The 25,035-nt window shown below is 41.6% G+C and carries 25 protein-coding genes and 1 pseudogene; 16 read left to right on the forward strand and 10 right to left on the reverse strand.

Annotation, left to right across the window (positions count from 1 at the left end; genetic code table 11):
* Window positions 1–149: 149 nt before the first annotated feature.
* Window positions 150–1,883 (reverse strand): IS1634 family transposase, encoded by a 1,734-nt coding sequence (locus tag ABFY19_RS01555; protein ID WP_418790735.1) that lies wholly within the window; start codon window positions 1,881–1,883, stop codon window positions 150–152.
* Between the two features lie 320 nt (window positions 1,884–2,203).
* Here ABFY19_RS01555 and ABFY19_RS01560 point away from each other — a divergent pair, with 320 nt between their 5' ends.
* From ABFY19_RS01560 to spoVAE, 10 genes and pseudogenes are all read left to right on the forward strand, one after another.
* Window positions 2,204–2,560: an ArsR/SmtB family transcription factor gene (locus tag ABFY19_RS01560; RefSeq protein WP_418791517.1), complete on the forward strand. Its 357-nt coding sequence runs from the start codon at window positions 2,204–2,206 to the stop codon at window positions 2,558–2,560.
* A 323-nt stretch (window positions 2,561–2,883) separates the two neighbouring features.
* Entirely contained in the window at window positions 2,884–3,141 is a 258-nt protein-coding gene (locus ABFY19_RS01565) for a thioredoxin family protein (protein ID WP_418791518.1), read from the forward strand.
* A gap of 47 nt (window positions 3,142–3,188) precedes the next feature.
* Window positions 3,189–4,205, forward strand: a pseudogene (locus ABFY19_RS01570) (permease).
* Between the two features lie 524 nt (window positions 4,206–4,729).
* A complete protein-coding gene (cooS, locus tag ABFY19_RS01575; RefSeq protein WP_418791519.1) occupies window positions 4,730–6,742 on the forward strand; it encodes an anaerobic carbon-monoxide dehydrogenase catalytic subunit in 2,013 nt (670 codons plus the stop codon).
* 33 nt (window positions 6,743–6,775) lie between these two features.
* Window positions 6,776–8,980, forward strand: a complete 2,205-nt coding sequence (acsB, locus tag ABFY19_RS01580; RefSeq protein WP_418791520.1) for an acetyl-CoA decarbonylase/synthase complex subunit alpha/beta — start codon at window positions 6,776–6,778, stop codon at window positions 8,978–8,980.
* Window positions 8,981–9,269: 289 nt separating this feature from the next.
* Entirely contained in the window at window positions 9,270–9,476 is a 207-nt protein-coding gene (locus tag ABFY19_RS01585) for a DUF1657 domain-containing protein (protein ID WP_418791521.1), read from the forward strand.
* A gap of 12 nt (window positions 9,477–9,488) precedes the next feature.
* The gene (locus ABFY19_RS01590) at window positions 9,489–10,346 is read left to right on the forward strand and encodes a DUF421 domain-containing protein (protein ID WP_418791522.1); all 858 of its coding nucleotides are present in this window, start codon (window positions 9,489–9,491) and stop codon (window positions 10,344–10,346) included.
* Window positions 10,347–10,359: 13 nt separating this feature from the next.
* Window positions 10,360–10,839, forward strand: coding sequence for a stage V sporulation protein AC (gene spoVAC, locus ABFY19_RS01595; RefSeq protein ID WP_418791523.1), 480 nt, complete (start codon window positions 10,360–10,362; stop codon window positions 10,837–10,839).
* Window positions 10,839–11,843: a stage V sporulation protein AD gene (gene spoVAD / locus ABFY19_RS01600; protein ID WP_418791524.1), complete on the forward strand. Its 1,005-nt coding sequence runs from the start codon at window positions 10,839–10,841 to the stop codon at window positions 11,841–11,843. Before spoVAC ends, spoVAD begins: the two co-directional genes overlap by 1 nt.
* A 38-nt stretch (window positions 11,844–11,881) precedes the next feature.
* Window positions 11,882–12,235 (forward strand): stage V sporulation protein AE, encoded by a 354-nt coding sequence (gene spoVAE / locus ABFY19_RS01605; protein WP_418791525.1) that lies wholly within the window; start codon window positions 11,882–11,884, stop codon window positions 12,233–12,235.
* Between the two features lie 69 nt (window positions 12,236–12,304).
* On the opposite strand, the gene ABFY19_RS01610 is transcribed toward spoVAE, so the two are convergent.
* From ABFY19_RS01610 to ABFY19_RS01625, 4 genes are all read right to left on the reverse strand, one after another.
* Complete coding sequence (locus tag ABFY19_RS01610) at window positions 12,305–12,604, reverse strand: zinc-ribbon domain containing protein (RefSeq protein ID WP_418791526.1); 300 nt, start codon at window positions 12,602–12,604, stop codon at window positions 12,305–12,307.
* Window positions 12,605–12,749: 145 nt separating this feature from the next.
* On the reverse strand, window positions 12,750–13,451 hold the full coding sequence (locus tag ABFY19_RS01615) for a hypothetical protein (RefSeq protein ID WP_418791527.1): 702 nt from the start codon (window positions 13,449–13,451) through the stop codon (window positions 12,750–12,752).
* 95 nt (window positions 13,452–13,546) lie between these two features.
* Entirely contained in the window at window positions 13,547–14,893 is a 1,347-nt protein-coding gene (locus tag ABFY19_RS01620; RefSeq protein ID WP_418791528.1) for a peptidoglycan DD-metalloendopeptidase family protein, read from the reverse strand.
* 110 nt (window positions 14,894–15,003) lie between these two features.
* Window positions 15,004–16,413, reverse strand: a complete 1,410-nt coding sequence (locus tag ABFY19_RS01625) for a Gfo/Idh/MocA family protein (RefSeq protein WP_418791529.1) — start codon at window positions 16,411–16,413, stop codon at window positions 15,004–15,006.
* Window positions 16,414–16,610: 197 nt separating this feature from the next.
* Between ABFY19_RS01625 and ABFY19_RS01630 the strand changes: the two genes are divergently transcribed.
* Window positions 16,611–17,291, forward strand: a complete 681-nt coding sequence (locus ABFY19_RS01630; RefSeq protein WP_418792511.1) for a demethylmenaquinone methyltransferase — start codon at window positions 16,611–16,613, stop codon at window positions 17,289–17,291.
* A gap of 23 nt (window positions 17,292–17,314) precedes the next feature.
* On the opposite strand, the gene ABFY19_RS01635 is transcribed toward ABFY19_RS01630, so the two are convergent.
* The 5 genes from ABFY19_RS01635 to ABFY19_RS01655 form a co-directional block, all read right to left on the reverse strand.
* Entirely contained in the window at window positions 17,315–17,836 is a 522-nt protein-coding gene (locus tag ABFY19_RS01635; RefSeq protein ID WP_418791530.1) for a stage V sporulation T C-terminal domain-containing protein, read from the reverse strand.
* Between the two features lie 89 nt (window positions 17,837–17,925).
* Complete coding sequence (locus tag ABFY19_RS01640) at window positions 17,926–18,183, reverse strand: hypothetical protein (RefSeq protein WP_418791531.1); 258 nt, start codon at window positions 18,181–18,183, stop codon at window positions 17,926–17,928.
* 121 nt (window positions 18,184–18,304) lie between these two features.
* On the reverse strand, window positions 18,305–19,225 hold the full coding sequence (gene ablB, locus ABFY19_RS01645) for a putative beta-lysine N-acetyltransferase (RefSeq protein ID WP_418791532.1): 921 nt from the start codon (window positions 19,223–19,225) through the stop codon (window positions 18,305–18,307).
* Between the two features lie 13 nt (window positions 19,226–19,238).
* Entirely contained in the window at window positions 19,239–20,474 is a 1,236-nt protein-coding gene (ablA, locus tag ABFY19_RS01650; protein ID WP_418792512.1) for a lysine 2,3-aminomutase, read from the reverse strand.
* A 121-nt stretch (window positions 20,475–20,595) separates the two neighbouring features.
* Window positions 20,596–20,997, reverse strand: coding sequence for a hypothetical protein (locus ABFY19_RS01655; protein ID WP_418791533.1), 402 nt, complete (start codon window positions 20,995–20,997; stop codon window positions 20,596–20,598).
* Between the two features lie 166 nt (window positions 20,998–21,163).
* Here ABFY19_RS01655 and ABFY19_RS01660 point away from each other — a divergent pair, with 166 nt between their 5' ends.
* The 5 genes from ABFY19_RS01660 to ABFY19_RS01680 all read left to right on the forward strand — a co-directional run bounded on the left by ABFY19_RS01660 (window position 21,164) and on the right by ABFY19_RS01680 (window position 24,996).
* Window positions 21,164–22,156: an ABC transporter ATP-binding protein gene (locus ABFY19_RS01660; protein WP_418791534.1), complete on the forward strand. Its 993-nt coding sequence runs from the start codon at window positions 21,164–21,166 to the stop codon at window positions 22,154–22,156.
* Window positions 22,157–22,160: 4 nt separating this feature from the next.
* Window positions 22,161–23,132 carry an ABC transporter ATP-binding protein gene (locus ABFY19_RS01665; RefSeq protein ID WP_418791535.1) on the forward strand — a complete coding sequence of 324 codons (972 nt, stop codon included), beginning with the start codon at window positions 22,161–22,163 and terminating at the stop codon, window positions 23,130–23,132.
* A gap of 31 nt (window positions 23,133–23,163) precedes the next feature.
* Window positions 23,164–23,367, forward strand: a complete 204-nt coding sequence (locus ABFY19_RS01670; protein ID WP_418791536.1) for a hypothetical protein — start codon at window positions 23,164–23,166, stop codon at window positions 23,365–23,367.
* A 22-nt stretch (window positions 23,368–23,389) separates the two neighbouring features.
* Window positions 23,390–23,584: a hypothetical protein gene (locus ABFY19_RS01675; protein ID WP_418791537.1), complete on the forward strand. Its 195-nt coding sequence runs from the start codon at window positions 23,390–23,392 to the stop codon at window positions 23,582–23,584.
* Window positions 23,585–23,670: 86 nt separating this feature from the next.
* Window positions 23,671–24,996, forward strand: coding sequence for a B12-binding domain-containing radical SAM protein (locus tag ABFY19_RS01680; protein ID WP_418791538.1), 1,326 nt, complete (start codon window positions 23,671–23,673; stop codon window positions 24,994–24,996).
* Window positions 24,997–25,035 lie beyond the last annotated feature (39 nt).

Here is a 25,035-nt window from a genome sequence, read left to right on the forward strand (position 1 = left end):
CTTCTGAATAAATCTGAGGTTGACTTTGGAAGAGCAAACAAATATAATTATATTCCTGTCTTTGACAGTTGTGAGACGCAAAAAGCTTGGAACACCTTATAAATAGGGCGTTTCAAGCTTTTTTAATATTTGAAAAAGTGCGTACTTTTTTAAAGTTTAGTGTCTTTATAAATTTTTTTCATCAGTTTTGTACTGACAATTTGATAATCCGTTCTAAAACCGAATGCCTCATGTAGTGCATCTGTAAAATCCGTTCTGGTATAGGTAGGTATATAGCCTTCGGCAGGAATCGAGTAAAAGTTCATTTCTCTTAATTCGGTAATGATATTGTGGCTCGTAAATTGTTCTCCAAGTTTTTTTTCAAGATATCTAAAAAGGGTCAATGCGAGAAAACAGGTAGTGAAATGTGCTTGTATCCTGTCATCTCTACTTAAGTAAACAGGTCTGGCTTTGAACTCACTTTTCATCAATCTAAAGGATTCTTCAATCTCCCAACGTCTGTTATTGATCTTTGTGATGGTGGAAGCATCATCATCCAAGTTTGTGCATATTGTATAAAATCCATCAAACATTTCTTCATTAGCAATAGCTTGTTCATTTAAGCTGTAAATTACTTTGTCCGCTATTTCGCCATCATTTGTAATGTTGGTGGGAGATATGAAACGTTTAAAGTCATTTTGGCTTTTTTTCTTGATGTCTGATGGCTTGGTTTGAATTAGTTTGATGGCACGTTCCAGCTGTCTATTCCTTATCTGCCTCTGGTAATCCCGATATTTTAAAGAAAAGGTGACAATAAGTTTTTGCTCAAGTCCATCTTCCTTAATCCAACGTTCCTTAAAAAAGGTTTCGGCTTTGTATTTTTCATAGGTTAATTCATCCTGAGCGAGCATTCCAATGTCAAAGGTTTTGTTGATGCCCGAAAGACGCCATCCAGAAGGGTCAAGTGCCCACTCTCTTAGATGTTTTTTCAACTTTTTGGTAGACTGGGTTGTAATGAATGCCCGGTTTTTTTTATTGTTGAATTTACGATTTTCCGTTGATGAAAGTCCGGCATCTGTGCAGACAATAAACTTTGATAGTTCAAAGTCTTTGAGGATTTTTTCTTCCAAAGGTCTGAGGGTCGTTTGCTCATTGGTATTGCCGCTATGAATACTAAAAGCAAGAGGAATCCCATCTCCGTCCATAAATAAGCCCATCTCAACAATCGGGTTTGGTTTGTGATCTTTGGCAAAACCGTATTGTTTAAGACCGTCCTCCTGTTCGATTTCAAAAAAGTAATTTGTGCAGTCATAATAAAGAATACGGTCATTTCGCTTTGAAATAGACAAGCTGTTTTTGTAAAGCTCAGATTGTATAAAATCCATTTCTTTGGAAATTACCTCTAAGGCTCTATACACATGCTGCAATTCGAAGTTAGGTTGTTCCAATAAACGTTTTGATTCCTGATAGGTATTAAGTTTTGACGAGGGGAATAAGATTCTGCCGTAAATCAATCTTGAAAGAATAAAGTCCAGATTAAAGGTAAACTTATAGTTGTTAGAGATTTCTTTGCAAATCCTGTGTAGACCTAATTGATGATAAAGTTGTTGCAAGAAGAGATAACCGCCGTTAAAGGAACGTTGTTTATCTCTATCAATCAACTTGGATTGGTAATACTTAACAATAACATCTCGTTTGTGTTCCTTTTCCTTTTGGTTTAATTCAGCGATGTAGTTTTTTGCCCATTCATAAGGGTCTTGTCCATTTAATTTTTTTCTGAGTTCTGCCTCGGTTCCAAGCTTCTCAACAATTACGGAAGAATTTGACTGAGTTTTACTGTTATAGACAGATTTAATTACATAAAGTGAAGCTGAATTCTTAGATTTGGTTACCTTCAGTCTCATAATAGACATCGCCTCCCCTTATATTATAACACAGTGCGAGGAAGTGCGCTATATAAAAAAGAAAAAAAGATAAAAAAATAAGCCTGTATCAAGGCTTTCGGAGATTTTTACTTTTGCAACTGTCAAAGACCCGAACTTTTTGTTTTTTCCCCTTCTGAATAAATCTGAGGTTGACTTTGGAAGAGCAAACAAATATAATTATATTATAAAATTATAATATAATATAAATCATAATATAATGAATAACATAATCAAATAATATAACAGCAATGTTCTAATCCACAGATAGAGTTAAGAATCCAGAGTTAGGAGTGAGAGTATTGGACGAAAGGCTGTTTGGAATGGAAGCTGATTTTTTTAAGGCCCTTGCTCATCCTACCAGGGTAAAGATATTAAAGCATTTAATAGATGGAGAAAAATGTGTTTGTGAATTTACTGAAGTCTTGGATATTGAGCAGTCAAACATGTCTCAGCACCTGTCAATTTTGCGTAAACAAAATATTTTGGGAAGCCGGAAAGAGGGTTTGAAAGTTATCTATTCCGTAAACTACCCTCAGGTTTTTGAAATATTGGATTTGGTGGAAGAGATACTTGTTTGCCAGGTTAACGAGACTTTAAACTTATTAAGCAAGAAAGTGAAAAGTAGGCTCTCGGAAATTACCAGAGATGAAATATGATGAGGCATTGTACCAATTTTCCACACTTGTGCTGGAGCAATCTAACCTTGTTCCTGGCGAAGCTATAGACTAAACCGCCAATTCGGCTCCTTGCCTCAATGGCGGCTGCGCCATCCATAGCTCCGGTCTTTGGCTTCGCTTAGCGGAACTTTGCTAAGATTTCTCACAGCGGCAGTGCAAGGAAAATCTTGCACAATACCTCACCATATATCACGGTCATTTCCGGAGCCTATCGTGGGAGAAAAAACAAAAAGTCCAAGGCACTAAAGCCTTGAATATAAAGAATCTCGAATTTCCGAGAGAGTACAGAAAAATAAAAGGAGGTGATTAGCTTGGATATTAAAGTATTGGGTTCAGGGTGTGCTAACTGTAATAAACTAGAGCAAATGGTGATTAATGTGTTGGCTGAACAGAATCTGGATGCCAGCGTCACACATGTAAAAGATATGAAGGAAATTATGTCTTTTGGTGTTATGTCAACCCCTGCCCTGGTTATTGACGGCCAGGTTAAATTATCAGGTAGTGTGCCTTCTAAAGCAAAGCTTACAGAAGTTATTACAAAAGCCGCAAAAACAAGTTAATTGAGACGAGGTATATTATCCGATAATAGATTGAGTGGTGAAATATTATGCAGACAATAACTCAGATATTTAGTTGGCTTAATGACCAACTTCTTAGAATGAAATGGCTCTCAGAATCCGTAAGTCTTTTGGTGGAAAAGGTGTTTGGCCTGTCTGTCCAGGAGAAGCTTGGAGGGAGCCTCCAGTTCTTTATCTATGATACCATAAAAATTTTCATTCTATTGACAGTGCTTATCTTTGGGATCTCGTACATCCAAAGTTACTTTCCGCCTGAACGGACCAAAAAAATTCTGGGCAGGATTGGAGGTATCAAAGGTAATATTCTTGGAGCATTATTGGGAACAATTACCCCATTCTGAAGCTGTTCCAGTATACCGATATTTATCGGTTTTACCTCGGCAGGTCTGCCTTTAGGGATAACTTTTTCATTCCTGATATCCTCACCTTTGGTTGATTTAGCATCAATACTGATGTTGATGTCATTTTTCGGAGTTAAAATTGCCCTGGCATATGTCATCGTCGGCTTAGTTTTGGCAGTTGCCGGCGGAACACTTATTGACAAGCTGGGTCTCGAAAAATATGTGGAAGGTTATGTCAGGGAAATAGAAAACATTGATTCCGTAGTACTTGAAAAAACACGTGGTGAAAGAATAACTTTTGCCGCCGACCAAGTCAAGGAGATTATTAAAAGAGTATGGTTATATGTTTTGGTTGGTGTTGGGATAGGAGCCGTAATTCACAACTGGATTCCACAGTCAGTCATTGAAAATGTGGTTGGGGCAAATAACCCATTTTCAGTCATCCTTGCAACCATAATAGGCATTCCAATGTATGCCGATATCTTTGGCACTTTGCCGATAGCAGAAGCATTATTGGCCAAAGGGGTAGGAGTCGGAACAGTAATGTCATTTATGATGGCAGTTACGGCTTTATCTCTGCCTTCCTTGATTATGCTGAAAAAAGTGGTTAAACCAACACTTCTGGCAGTATTTTTTATTATAGTTTCAGTGGGGATTATAGTTATGGGTTATTTGTTTAATGCATTTTCATATGTTTTGGGATAGTATGATTATTACAAAATATTTTAAAAAGGTTTTGCTGAAGGATGACCTGGCAAAACCTTATTCTTTGTGCAATTTTAAGAATCTATTTTAAAAATTACTAAATTTCTTCTCATAATATAGAAAATATTGTTTGACTAAAACCTAAATTTGGGTTATTATAAGAAAATATATAATTGGTTTTTGCATAAAAAACCAGAGAAAGGCAAAAATGCAATAATTTAACAATTCAGAAAAATCTGAGCAATATCATCCTCCTGCATTTCTTCGCTTTTTCATTTTATCTTTTTATCTCGTTGTTTCTAACCCTTTAGCTAAAGAATTGATAACCAGTAAACCAATTCTGTTACATAAAGGTTTATCAAAAAATTACTGCAGGAGGTGGTGGTATTGAGGGCATCCGTTCAGATGTCCTGATGTGAGATTTCCTTTTGGGAGAGGAAACTTATAATTTAAAATTAATCAGAACTAATTTGAACTAATTTGAACTAATTTGAGAATTACATTATTTTAAGGAGGGTTAAGTTATGCCAAGATTTAAAGACCCAAACCACACTTGCAAACCGTCAGATGCACCTAGAGTGTTTGAACCTAAGAATGTTAAGCGTTCTTCTGATCCAGCCGCTCTTGAGATGATTGATAAGGCACAGGAATACGGCATAATTACTGCTTTTGACCGTGCCGTTGCGCAACAGCCCCAATGCCAGTTTGGATATAAAGGAACCTGCTGCAGATTTTGTATGATGGGACCATGCCGTGTAACTGCTGATACCGGGCCTAAGAGTAAAGGTATTTGTGGTGCCGATGCCTGGACAATTGCTGCCCGGAGCACCGGTACTATGCTTTTAACAGGCTGTGCAGCACACTGTGAGCACGGGCGGCATATGGCACATACGGTTCTAGAAATGGCAGAGGGAAAAGCTCCTGATTATAAAATTACGGATGCCAAAAAACTTCATAAAGTTTGTCAGAAGGTTGGTATTACATTAGAAGGCAAGTCTGATACGGAGTTAGCTAAGGAACTTGCCAAGCTGGCGCTTAGAGATTTCGAAATTCTTACCGATATGGGTGAGTGTGTTTGGTGTACCTCTACTATTACTGAAGGCAGGAAAAGGAAGCTTGATGATTGTAATATAACCCCAAACGGCATTCAATCAGCGATGGCTGACCTGCTGGCACAGGCTCATGTTGGGCAGGACAATGACCCTGTCAATATTACTTTCAGTGCCTTGAGGGCCGCTATGGCTGATTATACAGGTATGCATATTGCTACAGATTTTTCAGATATTCTCTTTGGTACCCCGGAACCGGTTGTTTCTGAAGCCAACCTTGGTGTTATTGATAAAGACAAGGTAAATATTATCCTGCACGGTCATAACCCGCTTTTGAGTGAAATGATTGTTGCAGCTGCCCGTGAACTGGAAGGTGAGGCTAAGGAAGCCGGGGCTGCCGGCATACAGTTGTCCGGTATTTGCTGTACCGGTAACGAAGTATTGATGCGCCAGGGTGTTCCTATTGCCACTTCCTTTAGTTCCCAGGAACTTGCTATTACTACGGGCGCTATTGATGCCATGGTTGTCGATGTTCAGTGCATCATGCCGGGACTGACAACAGCGGCCAAGTGTTTCCACACCAAGATTATTACTACACAGGCAATAGTAAAGCTTCCGGGTACAATGCATATTCCATTTAATGTTGAAACTGCTGTAAAGGACGCTCAGGAAATTGTCCGGATTGCTATTGACAATTTTAAAGAGCGTGATAAATCAAGAGTCTATATTCCACAAGTAAAAAACAAAGTCGTTGCCGGTTTCAGTTTGGAAGCGATTTATGACATATTTGCAACTGTAAATCCTGATAACCCTGTCAAGGTTCTGACAGATGCAATTCAGTCCGGTCAGATCAAAGGTGTTGCCCTTATGGCCGGATGTGAAAACCTGAAAAACAAACAGAATGAAAACCATAATGAAATTGCCAAAGAGTTACTTAAAAATGATGTATTTATTATAGCTACAGGTTGTTCCGCCCAATCCCATGCCAAAGCTGGTTTGATGGACCCTGCCAACCGGGATTCTCTCTGTGGTGATGGTCTGAAGGCATTCCTGTCACAGTTTGACGGTAAAGCCAAAGAAAATCTGCCTGCGATATTCCATATGGGTTCCTGTGTTGATAACACCCGTTGTTCGGACCTCCTGATGGATATGGCAAATGAATTGGGAGTAGATACTCCAAAGGTGCCCTGGGTTGCTTCAGCTCCTGAAGCCATGTCAGGTAAAGCAGTTTCCATCGGCTCCTGGTGTGTAACTGTTGGTATGCCGGTTCATGTCGGTGTTCTCCCTCCGGTTGAGGGCAGTGACCTCTTCTACAGTATTGTTACCCAGATTGCCGGAGACGTATATGGCGGTTACTTCATCTTTGAAGTTGACCACAAAATAGCAGCTCAAAAACTGCTCAGCGCATTGGAGTACCGTGCATGGAAGCTCGGTGTTCACAAGAAGACTTCAGATAAATTTGAAACCGATTTATGCCAGAACTATTAATTTATATTCCTAAATTCGAAGGGAGGAACAACAATGTCGGAAGTACTCAACTTTGATCAGATATATGCAGATGCGGAAAAGGCGATGGAAGGCAAGGAGCCTGTTAAAATGTTTAGAAGGGCATATAAAGGTGCCATTACCGCAGTCAGTTATGCAGAAATTCTCTTAAACCGGGCAATTCAGAAGCATGGAAAGGCTAAAGCCGTTGGATATCCTGATACCGCTTACTTTGTTCCCATTATCCGCTGCATGAGCGGTGTAGAAGTAAGGACACTGGGTGATATGGTTCCTGTTTTAAACACAATGCGCAACCAGATAACAGAGGCATTGACATTTGAACAATATCGCTTAAACGGTGAATCAACCTGGTATGCCGCAGATATCATCGAGGTAATCAGGTATATTGATCACACACCCGAAAATCCGCTCCATGTTGCTCCCTGGACAGGTTTTCTTGGAGACCCGGTTGTTCGTTCTTATGGTATCAAGATGGTGGACTGGACTATTCCCGGTGAGGCTGTAATCGTAGGCCGTGCCAAGAACAGCAAATTGGCGGCTAAGATTGTTGCTGAGATGATGGGTAAAGGTCTGATGCTTTTCCTTTGTGATGAGATAATTGAACAATTGCTGGAAGAAAACGTCAAGATTGGTGTTGATTATATTGCCTTCCCGCTGGGTAACTTTACTCAGGTTGTTCATGCTGCTAACTATGCTCTCCGGGCTGGGATGATGTTCGGCGGTATCAAGGCCGGCTCTAGGGATGCCCAGAGAGATTACCAGCGTCGTCGTGTGCTTGCTTTCATTCTCTACTTGGGTGAGCATGATTTTGTTAAGGATGCTGCTTGTGCCGGTGCCATTTGGACCGGTTTCCCGGTAATCACTGACCAACCTATGGCTGAAGATGAGCAGATTCCTGACTGGTTTATTTCCGAGCCTGATTATGACAAGATTGTTCAGGTTGCTCTTGAAGTACGTGGTATTAAGCTTACCAATATTGATATTGATATTCCCATTAACCATGGTCCTGCATTTGAGGGTGAGACTGTTCGTAAGGGAGATATGTTCTGCGAGTTTGGCGGAGGACGTACTCCTGGCTTCGAATTGGTCGAGATGGTGGGAGACGACATTGAGGATGGTAAGATTACTCTAATTGGCCCTGATATTGATTCATTGGGTGAAGATGGCGGCAGGATGCCACTCGGAATCCATGTCAAGGCCTATGGGCGCAAGATGCAGTTAGATTTTGAGCCAGTGTTGGAGCGCCGGATTCACTATTTCACTAACTATGGTGAAGGTATCTGGCACGTTGCCCAGCGTGATTTGAACTGGCTGCGGTTTACCAAGGATGCATATGCTAAAGGCTTCCGCATGGAGCACTTGGGAAGATTGCTTTATGCCAAGTTCAAGGCTGAGTTCCCGGCAATTGTTGATCGGGTAGAAATAGAACTCATCACAGATGAGGAAGAAGTAATCAAACGCCGTGAGTTTGCCCGTGAGAAGTATAACGCGCGTGATGCACGTCTCCGCGAGCTTACTGATGAAGGTGTTGAAGAATTCTATTCCTGTACCCTTTGCCAGTCATTTGCCCCAACACATGTATGTGTGGTTGCCCCTGAACGGGTGGGTCTGTGTGGCGCTGTATCCTGGCTGGATGCCAAGGCAGCCTATGAAATTAATCCACATGGTGCCAATGTTCCCATACCGAAGGGTGAAATTATTGATGAGGTTAATGGTCAGTGGAAATCCTTTAATGAGTTTATTTACCAGAACTCCCAAAGAACTGTAGAAGCGGTTAATTTCTATACCATTATGGATAAACCCATGACATCTTGTGGATGTTTTGAAGTTATCATGACAATGGTTCCGGAAGCTAATGGTTTCATGGTTGTTAACCGTGAACATTCCGGCATGACTCCCTGTGGGATGAACTTCTCAACCCTGGCCGGTACTTGTGGCGGTGGTGCTCAAATGCCAGGATTTATGGGAATAGGTAAGGCATACTTTGGTTCCCGCAAATTCATTAAGGCTGACGGTGGTTTAGGACGTCTGGTATGGATGCCGAAAGCGCTTAAAGAACAACTCCGTGAAATTCTCGAGGAGAGAGCTGAAGAAGATGGACTCGGTCGTGACTTTGTAGACAAGATTGCTGACGAAACTATAGGTGTATCAGGTGAAGAGATTCTTCCATTCTTGGAGGAAAAAGGACACCCTGCACTAACAATGGACCCGCTGATGTAAATTCATACATAAAACTTAGAATGCTGCCGGACGAACCCGGCAGCATTTTTAGTGGCTCAATGTCAAATGTTGGGGTGTCTGCTCCTGTAAAATTGGGATGCAACTTGAAGGAAGGGGCGGAAAACCAGTGTAATAACTCACTAGATTTCCACTCAGTTGTTTTTTGCAATCCACTAAAGATTACCTGTATATGAAAAATTACTGTTCACATACTCCGGAAAACTTGAGGGCATTCTAAAAGTGTGCTATATAGTTAAGGATTTATTACGTCAATAAATGGAGGTTCACTATGACCGTTGCTTCGAAGGTGAAACAGACCATAGCTGCTTTAAAGGGGATCAAAAGCACATTGGAAATTTATGCTGTTCAATCTCAGGATGAAAAAGCAGTGTCTGTTTATCAGGAGGGGGTAAGAGTTGCCGGTGAAGTTGCCGATGACCTTGGGAAAAGGTTAAAGACACTGGAATTTGAAGAACCGGAATATGGTGGATTATAAGAGGGGGACTAGATGAAGGAGTGGGTTGAAATACTACTTAGGTCTGGGGTTTTATTTTTTTGTGTCTTGTTTCTAATAAGGATTATGGGGAAAAGACAGCTTTCAAAAGTAAATCCCTTCAATTTTGTTAATTATATGGTTATTGCCGTTGTTTCGGCATTAATCTCTATTGATATGATAGATATATCATTAGGCTTAGTCTCTTTAGGCGTTTGGGTTTTTTTTTCTATTGCAATGGATTATCTGTCTTTAAAAAGCAAGTGGATTCATGACTTGATTAACGGTAAGGCAGCCATTCTAATGAAAGACGGTAAGTTTATGGAAGAAACCTTACTTCAGGTTAGGTATACTGGGGAAGAACTTTTGCGAGACCTTCGTTCCAAGAATGTGTTTAACCTGGCTGATGTCGAATTTGCCGTGATGGAAACAACAGGGGAAATAAATGTACTGCTTAAGTCCGAAAAAAAACCGGTAACTCCTCATGATATTGGTCACCCTGTATCTCCTCAGCCGGAACCCCAGACGGTCATTTTTGACGGTAACATTCTTAATGAGGCACTTTCTAATATAGGATTTAACCGGGAATGGTTAAAAGTTCAACTTGATAATTTTGGAGTATCTCTGGATAATGTTTTTATTGCTCAGGTAGACGGCTCAGGGGATATTTATGTCGACCTTTTTGATGATAATATCCAGGTTCCGCAACCAAAAGTGAAAGAACTTCTTTATGCAAACATTGAAAAATGTCAGGCCGACCTTTTAAGTTTTGCTTTGGATACAAAGGATATGCAGGCTAAGGATATGTATTTAAAAAATGCCAATAAGTTAAAACTATTAATGGAAAAAATTGAAACATACCTTCTAAGATGAGAGGAAGTAAATTATGTCTAATTTTAAAATAAAAAAACTTACGCTAACACAACAAGAATATAAAAAGTTTACCAAAGTACTGGTGCCCAATCGACCGATATTATTAAATTCTGTAAGGGCTTTTATTGCCGGGGGGATTATATGCAGTATAGGTCAGGGGCTGCAATGGATGTTTGTGAAGTATTTTGGATTTACTGAGATTACTGCAGGCAATCCGACAGTTGCAGTTTTAATAATGATTTCGGTTTTATTAACCGGCCTGGGAGTTTATGACCATATTGCCCAGTGGGCCGGTGCCGGAACTGCTGTTCCAGTGACCGGGTTTGCTAATAGTGTAGCATCAGCAGCTATTGAACATCGTACTGAGGGGTATGTCCTGGGTGTTGGTGGAAACATGTTCAAGCTGGCCGGGTCAGTAATTGTTTACGGGGTTGTTTCAGCTTTTTTCGTTGTTCTGATAAAAATAACAATTCAGGCCTTGGGGGGAATATGATGCTGAAAGGCCATCAAAGCTGGGTATTTGATTCTAAGCCGGTGATACGCTCTTCAGCTGCTGTTGGGGGCCCGTTTGAGGCAAAAGGGGCTTTGGCTGACGATTTTGATATTCTTTATGATGATGTTTGGTTGGGACAGGATAGTTTTGAAAAAGCAGAGAAAAAACTGCTGGAACAGGCTTGTGAAAAAGCTATCGATAAAGCGGGAATGAAAAAAGAAGACATTCAGTTTCTTCTTAGCGGGGATTTAATGGATCAGATTATTTCCAGCAGTTTCGCGGCACGTTCGCTGGGGATGCCGTATTTAGGCATATTTGGCGCGTGTTCAACTTCCATGCTGGGCCTTGCCTTGGCCGCATTACTTATTCATACCGGAGCAGCAGAAAATGTTTTGGCAGCAGCATCAAGCCATAATGTGGCAGCAGAAAAACAGTTCAGGTACCCCAGTGAATATGGCGGACAGAAGCCCCCCACGGCACAGTGGACTGTAACAGGGGCAGGGGCTGCAGTGGTGTCTGGGGCTGCACAAGGACCCCGGATAACTTCAGCCACTATTGGCAGAGTGATAGATATGGGCATTTCGGACCCTTTTAACATGGGTACTGCCATGGCACCTGCAGCAGTTGATACAATTCAGGCCCATTTCAGGGATTTGAAAAGGGACCCCCGGTATTATGACCTGATTGCAACAGGAGATTTAGGTTATGTTGGACATAGAATAGCAGCTGATCTTTTAAAGAAGCACGAAATCACAATACCGCCGGAAATATTTACTGATTGCGGGATTCTGATATATAAAGAAGATCAGCCTGTATTTGCCGGTGGCAGTGGCTGTGCTTGTTCGGCTACAGTTACTTATGGACATTTTATGAAGCAAATGCAAAAAGGTAAATTAAAAAGGATTTTGGTTGTTGCTACCGGGGCCTTGCTGTCACCGCTATCCTACCAGCAAAAAGAGAGTATACCGAGTATTGCCCATGCTGTTTCCATCGAAATTTCATAATAATGACTTATGTAATGCGACAAAAGGAGTGAATAAATTTGGAGAAATTTATTTGGGCATTTATCATTGGTGGCGGAATATGTGTCATCGGTCAATTGATGTTTGATGTTCTTAAATTGACCCCGGCACATACAATGAGCACTCTGGTTGTTGTTGGTGCCGTACTTGGCGGGCTGGGACTCTATGAACCATTGATAGAATTTGCCGGTGCAGGAGCAACTGTTCCCATAAGCAGTTTTGGCAATTCATTAGTTAAGGGCGCTTTAATGGAAGCTAAAAATACCGGTATTATTGGAGTGCTCACCGGAATATTTGAAGTTACCAGTGCGGGTGTTTCGGCTGCCATTATTTTCGGGTTTTTGGGTTCACTGTTATTTAAACCTAAAGGGTGAAAAAGAAAAGTGACTAACTCAATAGTTATAAGTTAGTCACTTAATTTATTTAGGTCAATTAGTATTCTATTAGTATCCTTTGTTTTGTTTGAAACAGTCGCTGCAGTACACCGGTCGGTCACCACTTGGACGAAATGGCACCTGAGTAGTTACACCACAAGCAGAACATGTGGTTTCATGCATTTCTCTCTGGGGGCGTGAGCTGCGTCCAAAGCCGCCACGGCTTTGCTGTTTACGGGCTGCTCTGCATGATGGGCAGCGTCCGGGTTCATTAACAAATCCTTTTTCAGAATAAAATTCTTGTTCTGAGGCTGAAAATATAAATTCAGTTCCACAATCCTTACAGGTTAAGCTCTTGTCTTCAAACATAAATAGTAATCCTCCTCGGTAAATTTAAGCCCAGAATGGAATAGGGATACACTGTCTCCCATACCCATTCAAAGCAGTTTGAGAAGGAAAAAAATGAATCTCACTAGACCTATTAATTTGAGCTTTGAATTCATTTTAGCATCTGTTAAACCAAATGTAAAGAATTATTGTAAAGAAGGTCGGCCTGCTGCTTGTGGTAAATAACCCATTCACAGAAAGTGAGTTTTGAATCCCTGGCGAAATTTCGGGCGTATTCTTTAGCTAGGCTCTTATTTTCTTCAAATCCGATTAATGTCATTCCTCTTGGGATATTCCCTGTTATAACAGGATGTTTTGAGTCGTAATTCTGGAAGTCAAAAAGTTCTTCCTGCTGCCAAATGGTCGTGTCAATAACTGAGCAATTGTAGCTGAGCCAAGCATGGAGACCTGCCCGGTACCTAGTTTGAGGGACCTTATCCTCCCTTACCCTGTAACTGAAATATCCTTGACATAATTTTAGCCTACTTTCGTCCAAAACTCCAAAATAAACAAGTAGCCAATAAAGGACAACTGAAAAGTAGATACTTGTACCATTGTTTTTACTGTATCTGGCAGCTTCATCTTTTTCTTTGAAATTTCTGGAAAATAAATAGCAGTAATTAAAATATTTATTAAAGCCGGAAATACTTCCTTGGGGAATTTCCAGTGTTTTGGACACAAATTTTGTGGGGGAGCGTTTAGAATAATTAAATGTAGATTTCCATCCAGATTCTGTTAAAGTATTATACATAAAGTTAATCAGTTCATAGCTAGTTACACTTACCAGTGTCTTGACTTTTGGATCCTTCAAGGATACTCCTCCAAACATTGAATCTTTTTCTATAATTTTACACTATAATCAATTTAAAACTACAGCGAAAAATGGCAATGAAAAGATACAAATATTTTAGAATGAGATCGAATTTATATATAATTTAAAGGATTTTTCAAAGAACCGTTTTTGAGTACCTCAAAATGGAGGTGAGGTCCTGTGCTGTAGCCTGTGGAGCCTACAGAGCCTATTTTTTCCCCTGTCGAAACTCTTTCACCTACTCTTACGGAAATTGCAGATAGGTGTGCATAACGGGTTTGCAGTCCGTTTCCATGATCAATAAAGACCACTTTGCCATAGCCGCCGTTCCAACCGGCAAAACATACTTTTCCTGCCGAATAGGCATAGACTCTTGTCCCATAGTTGGCAGCAATATCAATACCATCATGAAAGGTTTTTTTGCCGGAAATGGGGTGGGTTCGCCAGCCAAAATAGCTGGAGATCCTTTTGCCTGATACTACACCGTAATTATGGGAACCACCGCGGGAAACCGTTTTTTTGGTTCCTATTTTGACTAGCCGGTTAACCGGTTTTTGGATTATTTCGGTTTCTGCTATATTCTTGGAAACCTGTATGCTGTTTTCTAAGAAGATATTGTATGTTACCTTTTTTTTGCCGGGGACACCGGATTTAACAACTTTTTTCTGGTTGCTGTACATCTGGTTATCATAAACATTTTCTGTCTTAAAAGGTATTGATTCAACAATTGAATTTTCAAGATTAATTATAACATCAAGCCGGGACTTAAATGGGCTGACAACCATCTTGTCTCCGGGGAATATTTTTTCCATATCTATCTGAGGATTCATTTTTTCCAACTCTGCAACTGAAATATCATGACTGCGCGCTATGGTCCAGGCATTTTCCCCCTCTTTAATCTCTATGACCATTGCTTCTTGTTCTTTTTCATAAATAAGTTTACCGGCTTTTTCACTGTCTACAAATTCGCTAATGTTGACTGTGTCTTTTTTTATCTCGACCTTTTGTTTGAAATCAATACTTATAATTCTGGCGTTTTCGTCAATTCCTTTGATAAAACTATTTTTGTATGCCTCCAAGAGTTTTTCCAGCTCTGATTTATCATAGACAGCAAATAATTGCTTACCATTAATCAGAAGCCTGTAACCCTCGGTGGCTAAATCCACATCTTTGCTTAGTTTTGTGAGGTTTGTTTCCAGGAGTTCCGGGTTAAGGCGGGTTTTCTGAAGTTCAATATTACTCAGGATTTTTACCGAATGGCCCAGCTCTTTACTGGTACTTTCCTGATATGCCGCCACAACCTTCATAAATTCCTTTTCATCCTTTACCTGGGCGACAACATTACCGTCAATAACCACATCATAGGCTGCAACAGCTTTTTGATACCCAAAAAAAAGTATGAGGGCAACTATTATGCCAATAAAAACAGCCCTCTTGTTATGTATTAGTTTGTCAACCACTTAAGCCATAACCCCTTTCGACTAATTTCGACAAACCAATACTTCAACGGTAAACAGCTCTAATCCTCCAAATATTTCTTGGTTATTTATACCAGTTAATGAGCCACAGTTTACCTATACTTATCCAGGGATACCTCCTGTTGCCCGGTACGGGCGTTTTCAGCCGCGAAAGCCATATAGTGGGCTTCCAGTGCGTTATCAATATCGGCTCCTGCTTCATGGAAGTCTATCTCGTCTCTCATCACTTTTACAAATGATTCCATCAGACCAAAGTCGCCGCCGCCATGACCCCCCATAGACATTCCAGCCTTGTATACTACACGGGGTTTGGTATAAAGGAAATCTGTCAATGTTATCTGTTCGCCGTTATAGCGAAAATAACCGCGAATGACACCTTTTGAACCAAAGATACGGATTTCCCTTCCTTCCAGTTCGGAAAGCCCATGCAGAGTAAGTGTGCCTGTTATACCACCGGGAAACTTATAGGTGCTTATCTGGTGGTCCAGGACATCATTCCCGCTTTTGTAGATACACCTTCCATAAGGCCCTTCTCTAAGGGCCTTCATCTTGCCCTCGTGGGACAGGTCTGTTGTAATAACAGTGGCCGGGAACTGATTCCAGTTAAGGATGCCTTGAAGACGTTTATTAAAGCGACTGAGGATGCTGAGTGCCCGTCGATGGTTAAGGGCAAAATGGGCTAAAAAACGTGTTGTCACTGAAGGGGCATGAAGACCAATGCGCAGCAGGGGTTCTCCCGTTAGGTACATACGGGGCGCATACCAGGGGCAGGTTTCTGATTCGGGGCACCTGTCGGTACATCTTTCAGGACTTCCTGAAGGGGCGTTTGCAGGACGGTAATGGGTAAGGTCCCCCATGGATTGTACAGATAATGATTTGTTACCAATAATCCAATACATCAGGTCCAGGTCATGGCATGATTTAGCAAGAATAAAGGGGGAAGAGGAGGATTCATTTTTATAATTGCCTCGTACATAAGAATGGCCGAAATGCCAGTAAGAAACGTTTTCCGAGTGGTCATAATGAATGACCCGGCCAATATGGCCAGAATCTACAAGTTCCTTGATTTTTTGCCAGAAGCCGGTAAAGCGCAGTACATGACAGACTTGAATTTTACGGTGCTCTTTTTTAGCCGTTGCTGCTATCTCGCGGCATTCATCCAGGCTGGGTGAAATTGGCTTCTCGAGAACCAGGTGATAGCCGCTTTTTAATGCAGCCAGGGCAGGTCTATAATGTAAATTGTCTTGGGTGCAAATAAAGGCGGCATCAGCAAGCCTGCCGTTTTTTGAGGAAAACAGTGTATCCCATGATTCAAAGGCCAGGTTGTTTGGAATGTTATGGGAATCCTGAAACGCTCGGCGTCTATCGGTATTAGGGTCGGCAACAGCAACAAACTTCAATTTATCGGGATTTTTGAGGGCATATTCGCCATAAACTTCACGACCGCGTAATCCAGCGCCAGTTAGTATTGCTGTAACAGGGGATTTATTACCTTTATTCATTTGATTAGACCTCCCAAAAGATGTTTGTCCTTATTTTTTACTTCTTTATGTTTATATAAGCATGTAAAAATTATATTGGGCAAAACAGCTTTTTTAGGGTAAAATAAAGGTATTAACCGACAACAAGGAAATTTTGGGAGGAAACTGAATTGGGTGATTTGCCTTCAAAGGAAAATAAGGAAAGGTTCGTCAGGGATATGTTCAATTCAATTGCCAGGCGCTATGACCTGATGAACACATTAATGACGGCAGGAATGGATAGGTCATGGAGAAAATATACGGTTAGGTGTTCGGAACTGAAAACCGGCGGTTACGGTCTGGATGTTTGCTGCGGAACAGGGATGCTTACTATGGAACAGGCCAGGACTGTTGGGCCGGGTGGCCGGGTAGTGGGCCTTGACTTTTCAGAAAACATGCTTGCAATTGCCAGGGAGAATATAAAGGGATTTAAACTCAGGGAAAATATCCGGTTGATTCAGGGGAATGCCATGGAGCTTCCTTTTGAAGACAATAGTTTTGATTGTGCCACTGTGGGATGGGGACTCAGAAATGTGCCTGATATACTTACAGTTGTCAAAGAAATGACCCGGGTAGTCAAGCCCGGGGGGAAAGTTGTTTCACTAGATATGGCTCAGGTTACGGCCCCTGTTATCAAGCAGTGTTATTGGCTTTGCTTTGAAAAGATTATTCCTGCAATGGGCAGACTGGCAGCAGGAAATAAGGGGGCCTATGGTTATCTTCATGATTCGGCTAAAGTTTTTCCGCCCCAGTGGGAACTAGCCGAGATATTTGCCCAGGCAGGTCTTACAGAAACCGGTTACCGGAACCTGGTCGGCGGTATTGTTGCTGTGGTGGAGGGACGGAAACCACCGTATTAGAGATTTACAAATTTAACTACCAGTTAAATGCTTGGTAAATATTGTTTTTCAAGGAAGTCTGTCATTGCCAGTATAACTTTTTCTTCCACATTGCTTGGTTTGTCTTTCAGGAGAATTACTGAACCGGTAACGTTTCCTTCATGTGTTAATGGGGTACAGATAAAATTTGTTTTGGTATCCCATCCTTCTAAAAGTTCTTCACCTTCATTCCCAAAGTAAGATTCCCCGTTTTTCAGTTTATCATAGATATTTTCTGAAAGATTTTTCTTAAGAAGAGACTTATTACCTGGGGCGGATATCACCATATCCTCCCTGGTTATTAACGCTTGACCTTCAAGGCTTTCCGAAAGGACTTTGGCTATATTGTCTGCCTGGCTGTCCAATGGATCGGGAGTTGGGTCATACTTACGAAATACAATAGCATTTTTATCAATGAATATTTCTAGAGGGTCCCCGTTCTTGAATCTAAGATTTCTTCTTATTTCCTTCGGAATTACCATTCTACCAAGATCATCCATTCGTCTGACAATACCAATATCACTCATTTTGTTAAACCTCCTTTCGGTATATGTTGCATAAAAAGTAATAATTATATGTATCTTTTTTGGTGGGAAAATTACCAAACAGAGGATTTTTAACGCCGGTTCCGCCGGGGGATTTTCCGAGAATTATACCTTGGCAGATTCCCTGCCGATTTAAGACCAAACAGGCTGCGAAGAAGACTTCCCAAAAAACTGCCGAACTCGGGGCTAAACAACCCGCCACCTAAACCATTGCCGAAACCGGGACCAAATATCCAGTCGATAAAATTAGCTGGCCGTTGTTTGTTAAAATCATTCCTTGTTTTTTTACCAAACCTGGGATTAAAGAAATTGGTGCTGCGGTAATTCATAAGGATTTACCTCCTTTATTATCCGGGTTTATGATCCGGCTTAAAGTCATTCTCTATTTATATTATGTTAATATTGAGGTTAGTGTCCCTAAGAAGGTTAGCCCGGAATTGTGCGGCATAATTAGTGCAGTGATTTGACATTAAGGTGTTTGACCCAGAGATTCATGTCCTCAAATTTGCCCATGATGTTGCAATTGTTTATCAGCCGTCCCCCGTAAGTATACCCATGGCGATGAAAGACCAGATTTATGCCATGGGACAGAGCTCGAGATAGAGAGTAGAGTGTATGTATGTGTTCTTTTTTCATTTCAATTTCAAGGGCATTGATGAGGATTGACATCAGACCCTGGCCCCTGTAATCAGGAAGTGTGGCACAGTCAGTCATTTCTGCCGTCATGTTGGTCCGGTTGATTTCTGCCGATGCGGCACTAACTATTTTACCCTGATGTTCAATTATTTTAAAATGTGATTTTTTACCAACAACCTGTTCAAGGTATTCCGGTTTGTATAATGGTGCCGGGTAACTCGAAAAAACTGCAGTAAAAAGTTCTGCTAATGCAGGAATATCCTCTATTCCGGCTGAACGCAGGCGGCTGTCTTCAGATAGTTTTTTCAGGTTGACTGTAGAAGGCTGGGCTAGTATTTCTTGAAGTATTTCATCTTCATCTTCAATGAATTGGCTGATACGGCGCTCCTTATCGAAAAACCGGGTCAGACAGTAACCTGGTTTTTCTCCCCTAAAATATTCTTGAATAAACCCTTCAAGTATATATCCATAAGAAATACAGGTTTCCCAGTCTTCCTCCCTGGAGACCAGCACAACTTTGCCAAACCCGTTTTCCCTGGCAAGGTAATTTAGGTATTCAACCATTGCCCGGACAGTTGCAGCTTGATAGTCAAGCACTTTGATCCGTTTATTAGTGCAATCGATAAACACTTCGACTGTGAAGTCATCTTGTTCTTTGAGATAAGACAGACCGTAAATATTTCCATAGACAGTTGTCGCTGTTTCCCTATCAAGGGTGATGTTTGATATATGCATAGTTGTTGCTCCTTTATTGTAAATAACCGTGTCTCCGGCTTTCCCGGACATTTCCTTTTGGAACCAGGCTTATTTTTCGATTGCCAAACAGCTTTGCCAGTCCTGTTTTGATAGGCTTCTGGTCCTCACATATACCGCACTCCATGCAGCTTCCGTTACGGTTTTCCGGCTCGGTATAGGCACAGATAACCCCTTCATAGTTACGCAGGATTACTTTTTCGTCTGACATGGATATAAGGTATTGAGGTGAAACAGGAATTTTCCCCCCGCCTCCGGGAGCATCCACAACATATGTGGGAACTGCCAGCCCGGAAGTATGCCCCCTGAGCATTTCGATAATCTCAATGCCTTTGGCAACAGAAGTCCGCAGGTGTTCCAGCCCTTGAGAAAGGTCGCATTGGTAGAGATAATAGGGCCGTATTCGCATTTTTACCAGTTGGTGAACCAATTTTTTCATAATATATGGACAGTCGTTAATACCCTTTAATAAAACTGTTTGGTTACCTAGGGGTATTCCGGAATCAGCCAGCATACTGCAGGCATGTTCTGCTTCAGGTGTAATTTCTTTAGGATGGTTAAAGTGTGTATTAACCCAAACTGGATGAAACTGTTTGAGTAAATTGCACAATTCTTTAGTTATTCTTTGGGGCAGGACGACGGGTGTCCTGGTACCAAAACGGATTATTTCCACATGGGGTATCTGGCGCAAACGCCGGAGCAAGTATTCAAGACGTTCATCATGTACCAGCAGGGCATCTCCACCGGAAATAAGAACATCCCTTATGGCAGGATTATTGGTAATATAGTCCAAAGACAGCTCAATGACATCTTTTGGCATTGCCCTGTCGGTGCTTCCTGCCAGGCGGCGCCTGGTGCAGTGACGGCAATATACGGAACACTGGTCTGTTATAAGAAACAGAACCCTGTCGGGATATCTATGAGTAAGTCCGGGTACAGGGGAATCTACATCTTCTAGAAGCGGGTCTTCTAAGTCACATGGGCTTTCATCCAGTTCCCAGGTGACAGGGACAGCTTGTTTGCGAATTGGGCATTCCGGGTCATCCGGGTCCATAAGTAGGGCATAATAGGGGGTAATGGCCATTCTCAGGGTTTTCAAGCAGTTTCTTATGCCTTCTTCCTCTTCGCCTGTTAGAGTCACTACCTGTTTGAGCTGTTCTATATCCGTAATCCGGTTGGCAATCTGCCACTGCCAGTTATTCCACTGTTTATCTGTTACATCTTTCCACATTGAAATTTCGCGATAACTACGCAAAAAAATAAAACCTCCCCTGCTTTTTTAGTTATTTTTTCAAAGAAGGGGGGGTTTTATCCACATTTAAAATTGGAGGGCAGAAAATTTTTGCCTGTACTTAGATGGTTTTCAGTTCACCGGGTGTACCTTCTTCCCATAGGGTAACATATATCTTTCCGTCTTCGCCTTTAAAACCACGCAGCAGTTCACAGTGTCTTAGGGTAGCGAATTGTTTTTCAAGCTGCCATTGGGGGAGTTTAAATTTTTTTAGTATTTGTTCATGAGTTACGGGGCCATCTTGCTTTACATAGTTGTAGATATCTGTCTGCAGTTCTGTAAGTCCTTCAGTTCCTGTTTGACCTGCCATTTTACGGGCTAGTTTAGCACTGTAGACTGCGGTGACATCACAAGTCCGGGGTGGCTCGATAGCCTCAATATAGCAGTCTTCACACAATATCTGGCCCATGTGTTGACATTGTTCTCCATCTGGAATCACTTCTTTACACCTGTTACAAATCATTTTCTTCCCTCCTTTATAGGAATGCAGCATTTCGAAAATTCGAGATATGTTGAACTATATTTTATCAGGTAGTTTTTGCACGGTCAATATATATTGAGAAGGTTAAGTGCGTATCTGCAGCGAAGTAAATGTATTTAATAAATGTGTACTCAATTGGGGGATAAATGTGGCGGAAACTTTACTGTCAATTGAAGACTTAAAAACATATTTTTATACAAAATCAGGTGTGGTCAAGGCAGTTGACGGGGTCAGTTTTAGTATTGAGAAAGGAAAGACCCTGGGGGTTGTTGGTGAGTCCGGTTCCGGAAAATCCATTACAGCTATGTCAATTCTGCAGCTGATTCAGTCACCTCCTGGGAGGATTGTCAGCGGCAGGATAATGTTTGACGGAGTAAACCTGCTCGAATTGAGTCCCAAAGAAATCAGGAAAATTAGGGGTAATGAAATTTCAATGATATTCCAGGATACGATGACTTCCCTGAACCCGGTTTTGACAGTGGGTGAACAGTTAAGTGAGGTAATTATGCTGCACCGGAAGCTGGATAAAAAGGACGCCCAGGCAAAAACTGTTGAGATGCTTGGCCTTGTTGGGCTTCCTGACCCTGGGAAACGAGTCAAATCATATCCTCATGAACTTAGTGGTGGTATGAGGCAAAAAGTTATGATTGCTATGGCCCTATCCTGTAACCCGAAGCTTTTGATAGCCGATGAGCCTACCACTGCTCTGGATGTGACTATGCAGGCACAGATTCTGGAACTTATGAATGACCTGAAGGAAAAGCTGAATACGTCTATTATGATGATTACCCACGATCTGGGTATTATTGCTGGGATATGTGATTATGTTGTTATCATGTACGCCGGTAAACTTGTTGAATATGCGGGCATAGAGGATGTTTTCAAATCTCCGCAGCATCCCTATACATTAGGACTCTTGGCTTCGCTTCCTAAGATTGAAGAAGAACACAGCGAGAGCCGCTTGAAGGCTATTGAAGGGTTCCCCCCTGACCCAAGGAATATGCCCTTTGGGTGTTCATTTGCACCAAGATGCCGGAAGGCTGTTGAGAGATGTTTCCGGGAGCAGCCTGTTAGCAGGGAATTTAATGAGAGACATTTGGTTTCCTGCCATTTGGTGGCCAGCAAACTAAACAGGGGGTAAACTGATGGAAGTTTTGCTTCAAATAAGAAATTTGAAAAAATATTTCCCTATTACAAAGGGAATTATAACGAAAAAGCAGTTAGGGGTTGTTAAGGCTGTTGACGGTGTGGGTTTTGAAGTTTATCAGGGAGAAACACTGGGGCTGGTTGGAGAGAGCGGCTGTGGCAAAAGCACTACAGGCAGGTGTATCCTGAGATTGATTGAACCGACCGCAGGTGAGGTACACTTTGACGGTGTGAATATCGGAAAACTTGACAAGCAGGCTATGAGACGCATCCGTAAGGATATGCAGATGGTTTTCCAGGCTCCTTTTGCATCCTTGAATCCCAGGATGAAAATAGGGGATATCATTATGGAGCCCATCCTGCTTCACGGGATTGCTAAGGGAAAGGAAGCCAGGAATAGGGTGAAAGATCTTTTGAATATTGTCGGGCTTGCCGGTTCTTATACAGAGTGTTATCCACATGAATTCAGCGACGGGCAGAGGCAGAGAATCGGTATTGCCAGAGCACTTGCTGTTGAACCTAAAATGATTATATTTGATGAACCTGTTTCGGCACTGGATGTCAGTATCCGGGCACAAGTCATCAATCTGATAAAAGACTTGCAAGAACAGTATAAACTGACTTATATTTTTATTGCACACGATTTGAGTGTAGTCCACCATATCAGTGATAGGGTTGCTGTTATGTATTTGGGTAGGATTGTAGAAATAACCGGTTACCGGGAACTTTATCAAAACCCGTGTCACCCTTATACCAAAGCCCTTATTTCAGCAATTCCAATCCCTGATCCAAACGTAAAAAAAGAAAAATTAATACTCAAGAGTGATGTTATTAATAGCCTCAACCAGCATCCGGGCTGCAACTTTTATTCAAGGTGTCCATATTCTTTCCCGCGGTGCCGGGAGGAGGTTCCTGAGTTGAGGGAGACCAGGGATGGGCACAGCGTTGCCTGCCATCTGGTCAATACGTAAAGTCTGTAACTTTAAATACAGTGAGGTAAATATGAACAGTGATACTTTAGATATTGTTATTTTCGCTCGGGACTTGGTTAAGAAGTTTGATGATTTTGAAGCTGTCAGGGGAGTCACTTTTTCCGTAAAGCGTGGCGAGTGTTTTGGCCTGCTCGGTCCACCGGTACCGCTGGTACTTCTGGCACTTACTTTTTCGGTTCTTACTCTGATATGGACTAGTGTGGCACCTAATTAGAATCCTTTGGATATTTTTTCCTGTGGAAAGTTTGTCGGCGGGGGTTAGGTATGCAGCTTGGTTCACTCCGCTTTTTCATGCTGTTGAAGTGGTTCGCCCGCTCATACTTGGCAAATTGACTACAACTATGCCGGTACATTTGGGGATATTGACTGCATTTGCTCTGTTGCCTATGAGAATTCCTCTGACGATGGTGAAAAATAGATTGATTAACTAAGTTGAATTAGTGTTTTTAGTTACCTTCTGTTTTAAGGCTGCATAAATTATATAAGTAAAAATTGCAACATTTTCAGAGGTGTAACAATGGCATATCATGATGTTTTACTTATTAATCCGCCGTCAAGGCAAAGAGAGCTTTATGAACATCTTGGATTAGGGTATTTGGCAGCTTGTCTCAGACAACAAGGCATTGATGTTAAAATTCTGAATATGCCTCATTGGATGGCCCCCCGGGCTTTACAGGAGGTTAAGAAGTATTCCTGCAAATTGATTGGGGTCAGTATTCCATTTCAGCGGAGTGCGGTACAGGCATTTAATTTTATTTCCCGTCTCAAAAAAGAAGGGTTTGTGACAGCACATGTGGCGGTAGGCGGCATCTACCCTTCTTTTGCTTACGAGGACATACTAAAACAGTTTTCTGTTGTGGATTCGGTTGTTATCGGTGAAGGCGAAAAAACCATAGTAGAGCTGGCAGAGGCGGTAATTGGGGATGGTAACTGGAGGAAAATCAGTGGTATAGCATTTCGTGAGAATGATGATATTGTAACAACAGAGTTACGTCCTTCGATTGAGGATTTGGATGCTATCCCATTCCCGGAACGTGATACGCTGCCGGAAGTACTGGGAAAACTGGAACACGCACCGGTTCTTTCTTCACGGGGCTGTTATGGGAGATGTACCTTTTGCAGTGTTGTACCGTTTTTTAAAAAGTTCGGTACTCCGCTGCGCATGCGCAGCAGTGTTAATGTAATTGAGGAACTTGAGTTCCTGTATAACAGATATGGAGTCAGAAATGTGGATTTTAATGATGCTAATTTTATCGGCGGGAAGGGACGGGGGTTTCGCAGGGCACAGGAGATTGCGGAACTGATATTGAAAAAAAACCTGAATATAAAATTTGGCATTCAGTGCCGGCCAAATGAAATCGACATGGAATTGTTCACAACTTTAAAAAAAGCGGGACTCAGCAAGGTGTTTGTTGGGATAGAATCTGGTTCCCAGGCAATGCTGGACCGGTTTCACAAAGATATTGCTGTAGAAGATAACCTTAAGGCCTTACAGACTTTAGGCAAGCTGGACCTGATTACATACATGGGATTCATTACTTTTGATGACAGAACAACAATACAGGAATTCAAAGAGAACATGGCATTTATTGAGCAGGCCAAAAAGCTGGTACCACAAAACAGGCTTTTTTATGACTTGGGAACCAAACTACTTCCTTTGGCTGGAACAGATGCCGAAAAAAACATGAAAGAAAAAGGAACCCTATCAGGAAATTCCTTAAGATTTAAGTATAAGTTTAATGACCCCAAAATGGACCTTCTTTATAGCACTATCAAACTCAAAGAAGATGTTTCCAGGATAGGGAGAAAACTAAAAGAAACGGATAAGGAATGGATAAAATAACAACATTAAAATAACCGGATGGAGATGCTGCATTACCGG

Origin of the sequence: Phosphitispora sp. TUW77 (genome assembly GCF_048453025.1) — a bacterium.
Taxonomy (GTDB): domain Bacteria; phylum Bacillota; class Thermincolia; order Thermincolales; family UBA2595; genus Phosphitispora.

Excerpts from the sequence above, each read along its gene's own strand:
- ABFY19_RS01555 (WP_418790735.1), bottom strand. The coding sequence starts at position 1,883 with ATGAGACTGAAGGTAACCAAATCTAAGAATTCAGCTTCACTTTATGTA.
- cooS (WP_418791519.1), top strand. The coding sequence starts at position 4,730 with ATGCCAAGATTTAAAGACCCAAACCACACTTGCAAACCGTCAGATGCA.
- acsB (WP_418791520.1), top strand. The coding sequence starts at position 6,776 with ATGTCGGAAGTACTCAACTTTGATCAGATATATGCAGATGCGGAAAAG.
- ABFY19_RS01585 (WP_418791521.1), top strand. The coding sequence starts at position 9,270 with ATGACCGTTGCTTCGAAGGTGAAACAGACCATAGCTGCTTTAAAGGGG.
- ABFY19_RS01590 (WP_418791522.1), top strand. The coding sequence starts at position 9,489 with ATGAAGGAGTGGGTTGAAATACTACTTAGGTCTGGGGTTTTATTTTTT.
- spoVAC (WP_418791523.1), top strand. The coding sequence starts at position 10,360 with ATGTCTAATTTTAAAATAAAAAAACTTACGCTAACACAACAAGAATAT.
- spoVAD (WP_418791524.1), top strand. The coding sequence starts at position 10,839 with ATGCTGAAAGGCCATCAAAGCTGGGTATTTGATTCTAAGCCGGTGATA.
- ABFY19_RS01610 (WP_418791526.1), bottom strand. The coding sequence starts at position 12,604 with ATGTTTGAAGACAAGAGCTTAACCTGTAAGGATTGTGGAACTGAATTT.
- ABFY19_RS01615 (WP_418791527.1), bottom strand. The coding sequence starts at position 13,451 with ATGTTTGGAGGAGTATCCTTGAAGGATCCAAAAGTCAAGACACTGGTA.
- ABFY19_RS01625 (WP_418791529.1), bottom strand. The coding sequence starts at position 16,413 with ATGAATAAAGGTAATAAATCCCCTGTTACAGCAATACTAACTGGCGCT.
- ABFY19_RS01630 (WP_418792511.1), top strand. The coding sequence starts at position 16,611 with ATGTTCAATTCAATTGCCAGGCGCTATGACCTGATGAACACATTAATG.
- ABFY19_RS01635 (WP_418791530.1), bottom strand. The coding sequence starts at position 17,836 with ATGAGTGATATTGGTATTGTCAGACGAATGGATGATCTTGGTAGAATG.
- ABFY19_RS01640 (WP_418791531.1), bottom strand. The coding sequence starts at position 18,183 with ATGAATTACCGCAGCACCAATTTCTTTAATCCCAGGTTTGGTAAAAAA.
- ablB (WP_418791532.1), bottom strand. The coding sequence starts at position 19,225 with ATGCATATATCAAACATCACCCTTGATAGGGAAACAGCGACAACTGTC.
- ablA (WP_418792512.1), bottom strand. The coding sequence starts at position 20,474 with ATGTGGAAAGATGTAACAGATAAACAGTGGAATAACTGGCAGTGGCAG.
- ABFY19_RS01655 (WP_418791533.1), bottom strand. The coding sequence starts at position 20,997 with ATGATTTGTAACAGGTGTAAAGAAGTGATTCCAGATGGAGAACAATGT.
- ABFY19_RS01665 (WP_418791535.1), top strand. The coding sequence starts at position 22,161 with ATGGAAGTTTTGCTTCAAATAAGAAATTTGAAAAAATATTTCCCTATT.
- ABFY19_RS01670 (WP_418791536.1), top strand. The coding sequence starts at position 23,164 with ATGAACAGTGATACTTTAGATATTGTTATTTTCGCTCGGGACTTGGTT.
- ABFY19_RS01680 (WP_418791538.1), top strand. The coding sequence starts at position 23,671 with ATGGCATATCATGATGTTTTACTTATTAATCCGCCGTCAAGGCAAAGA.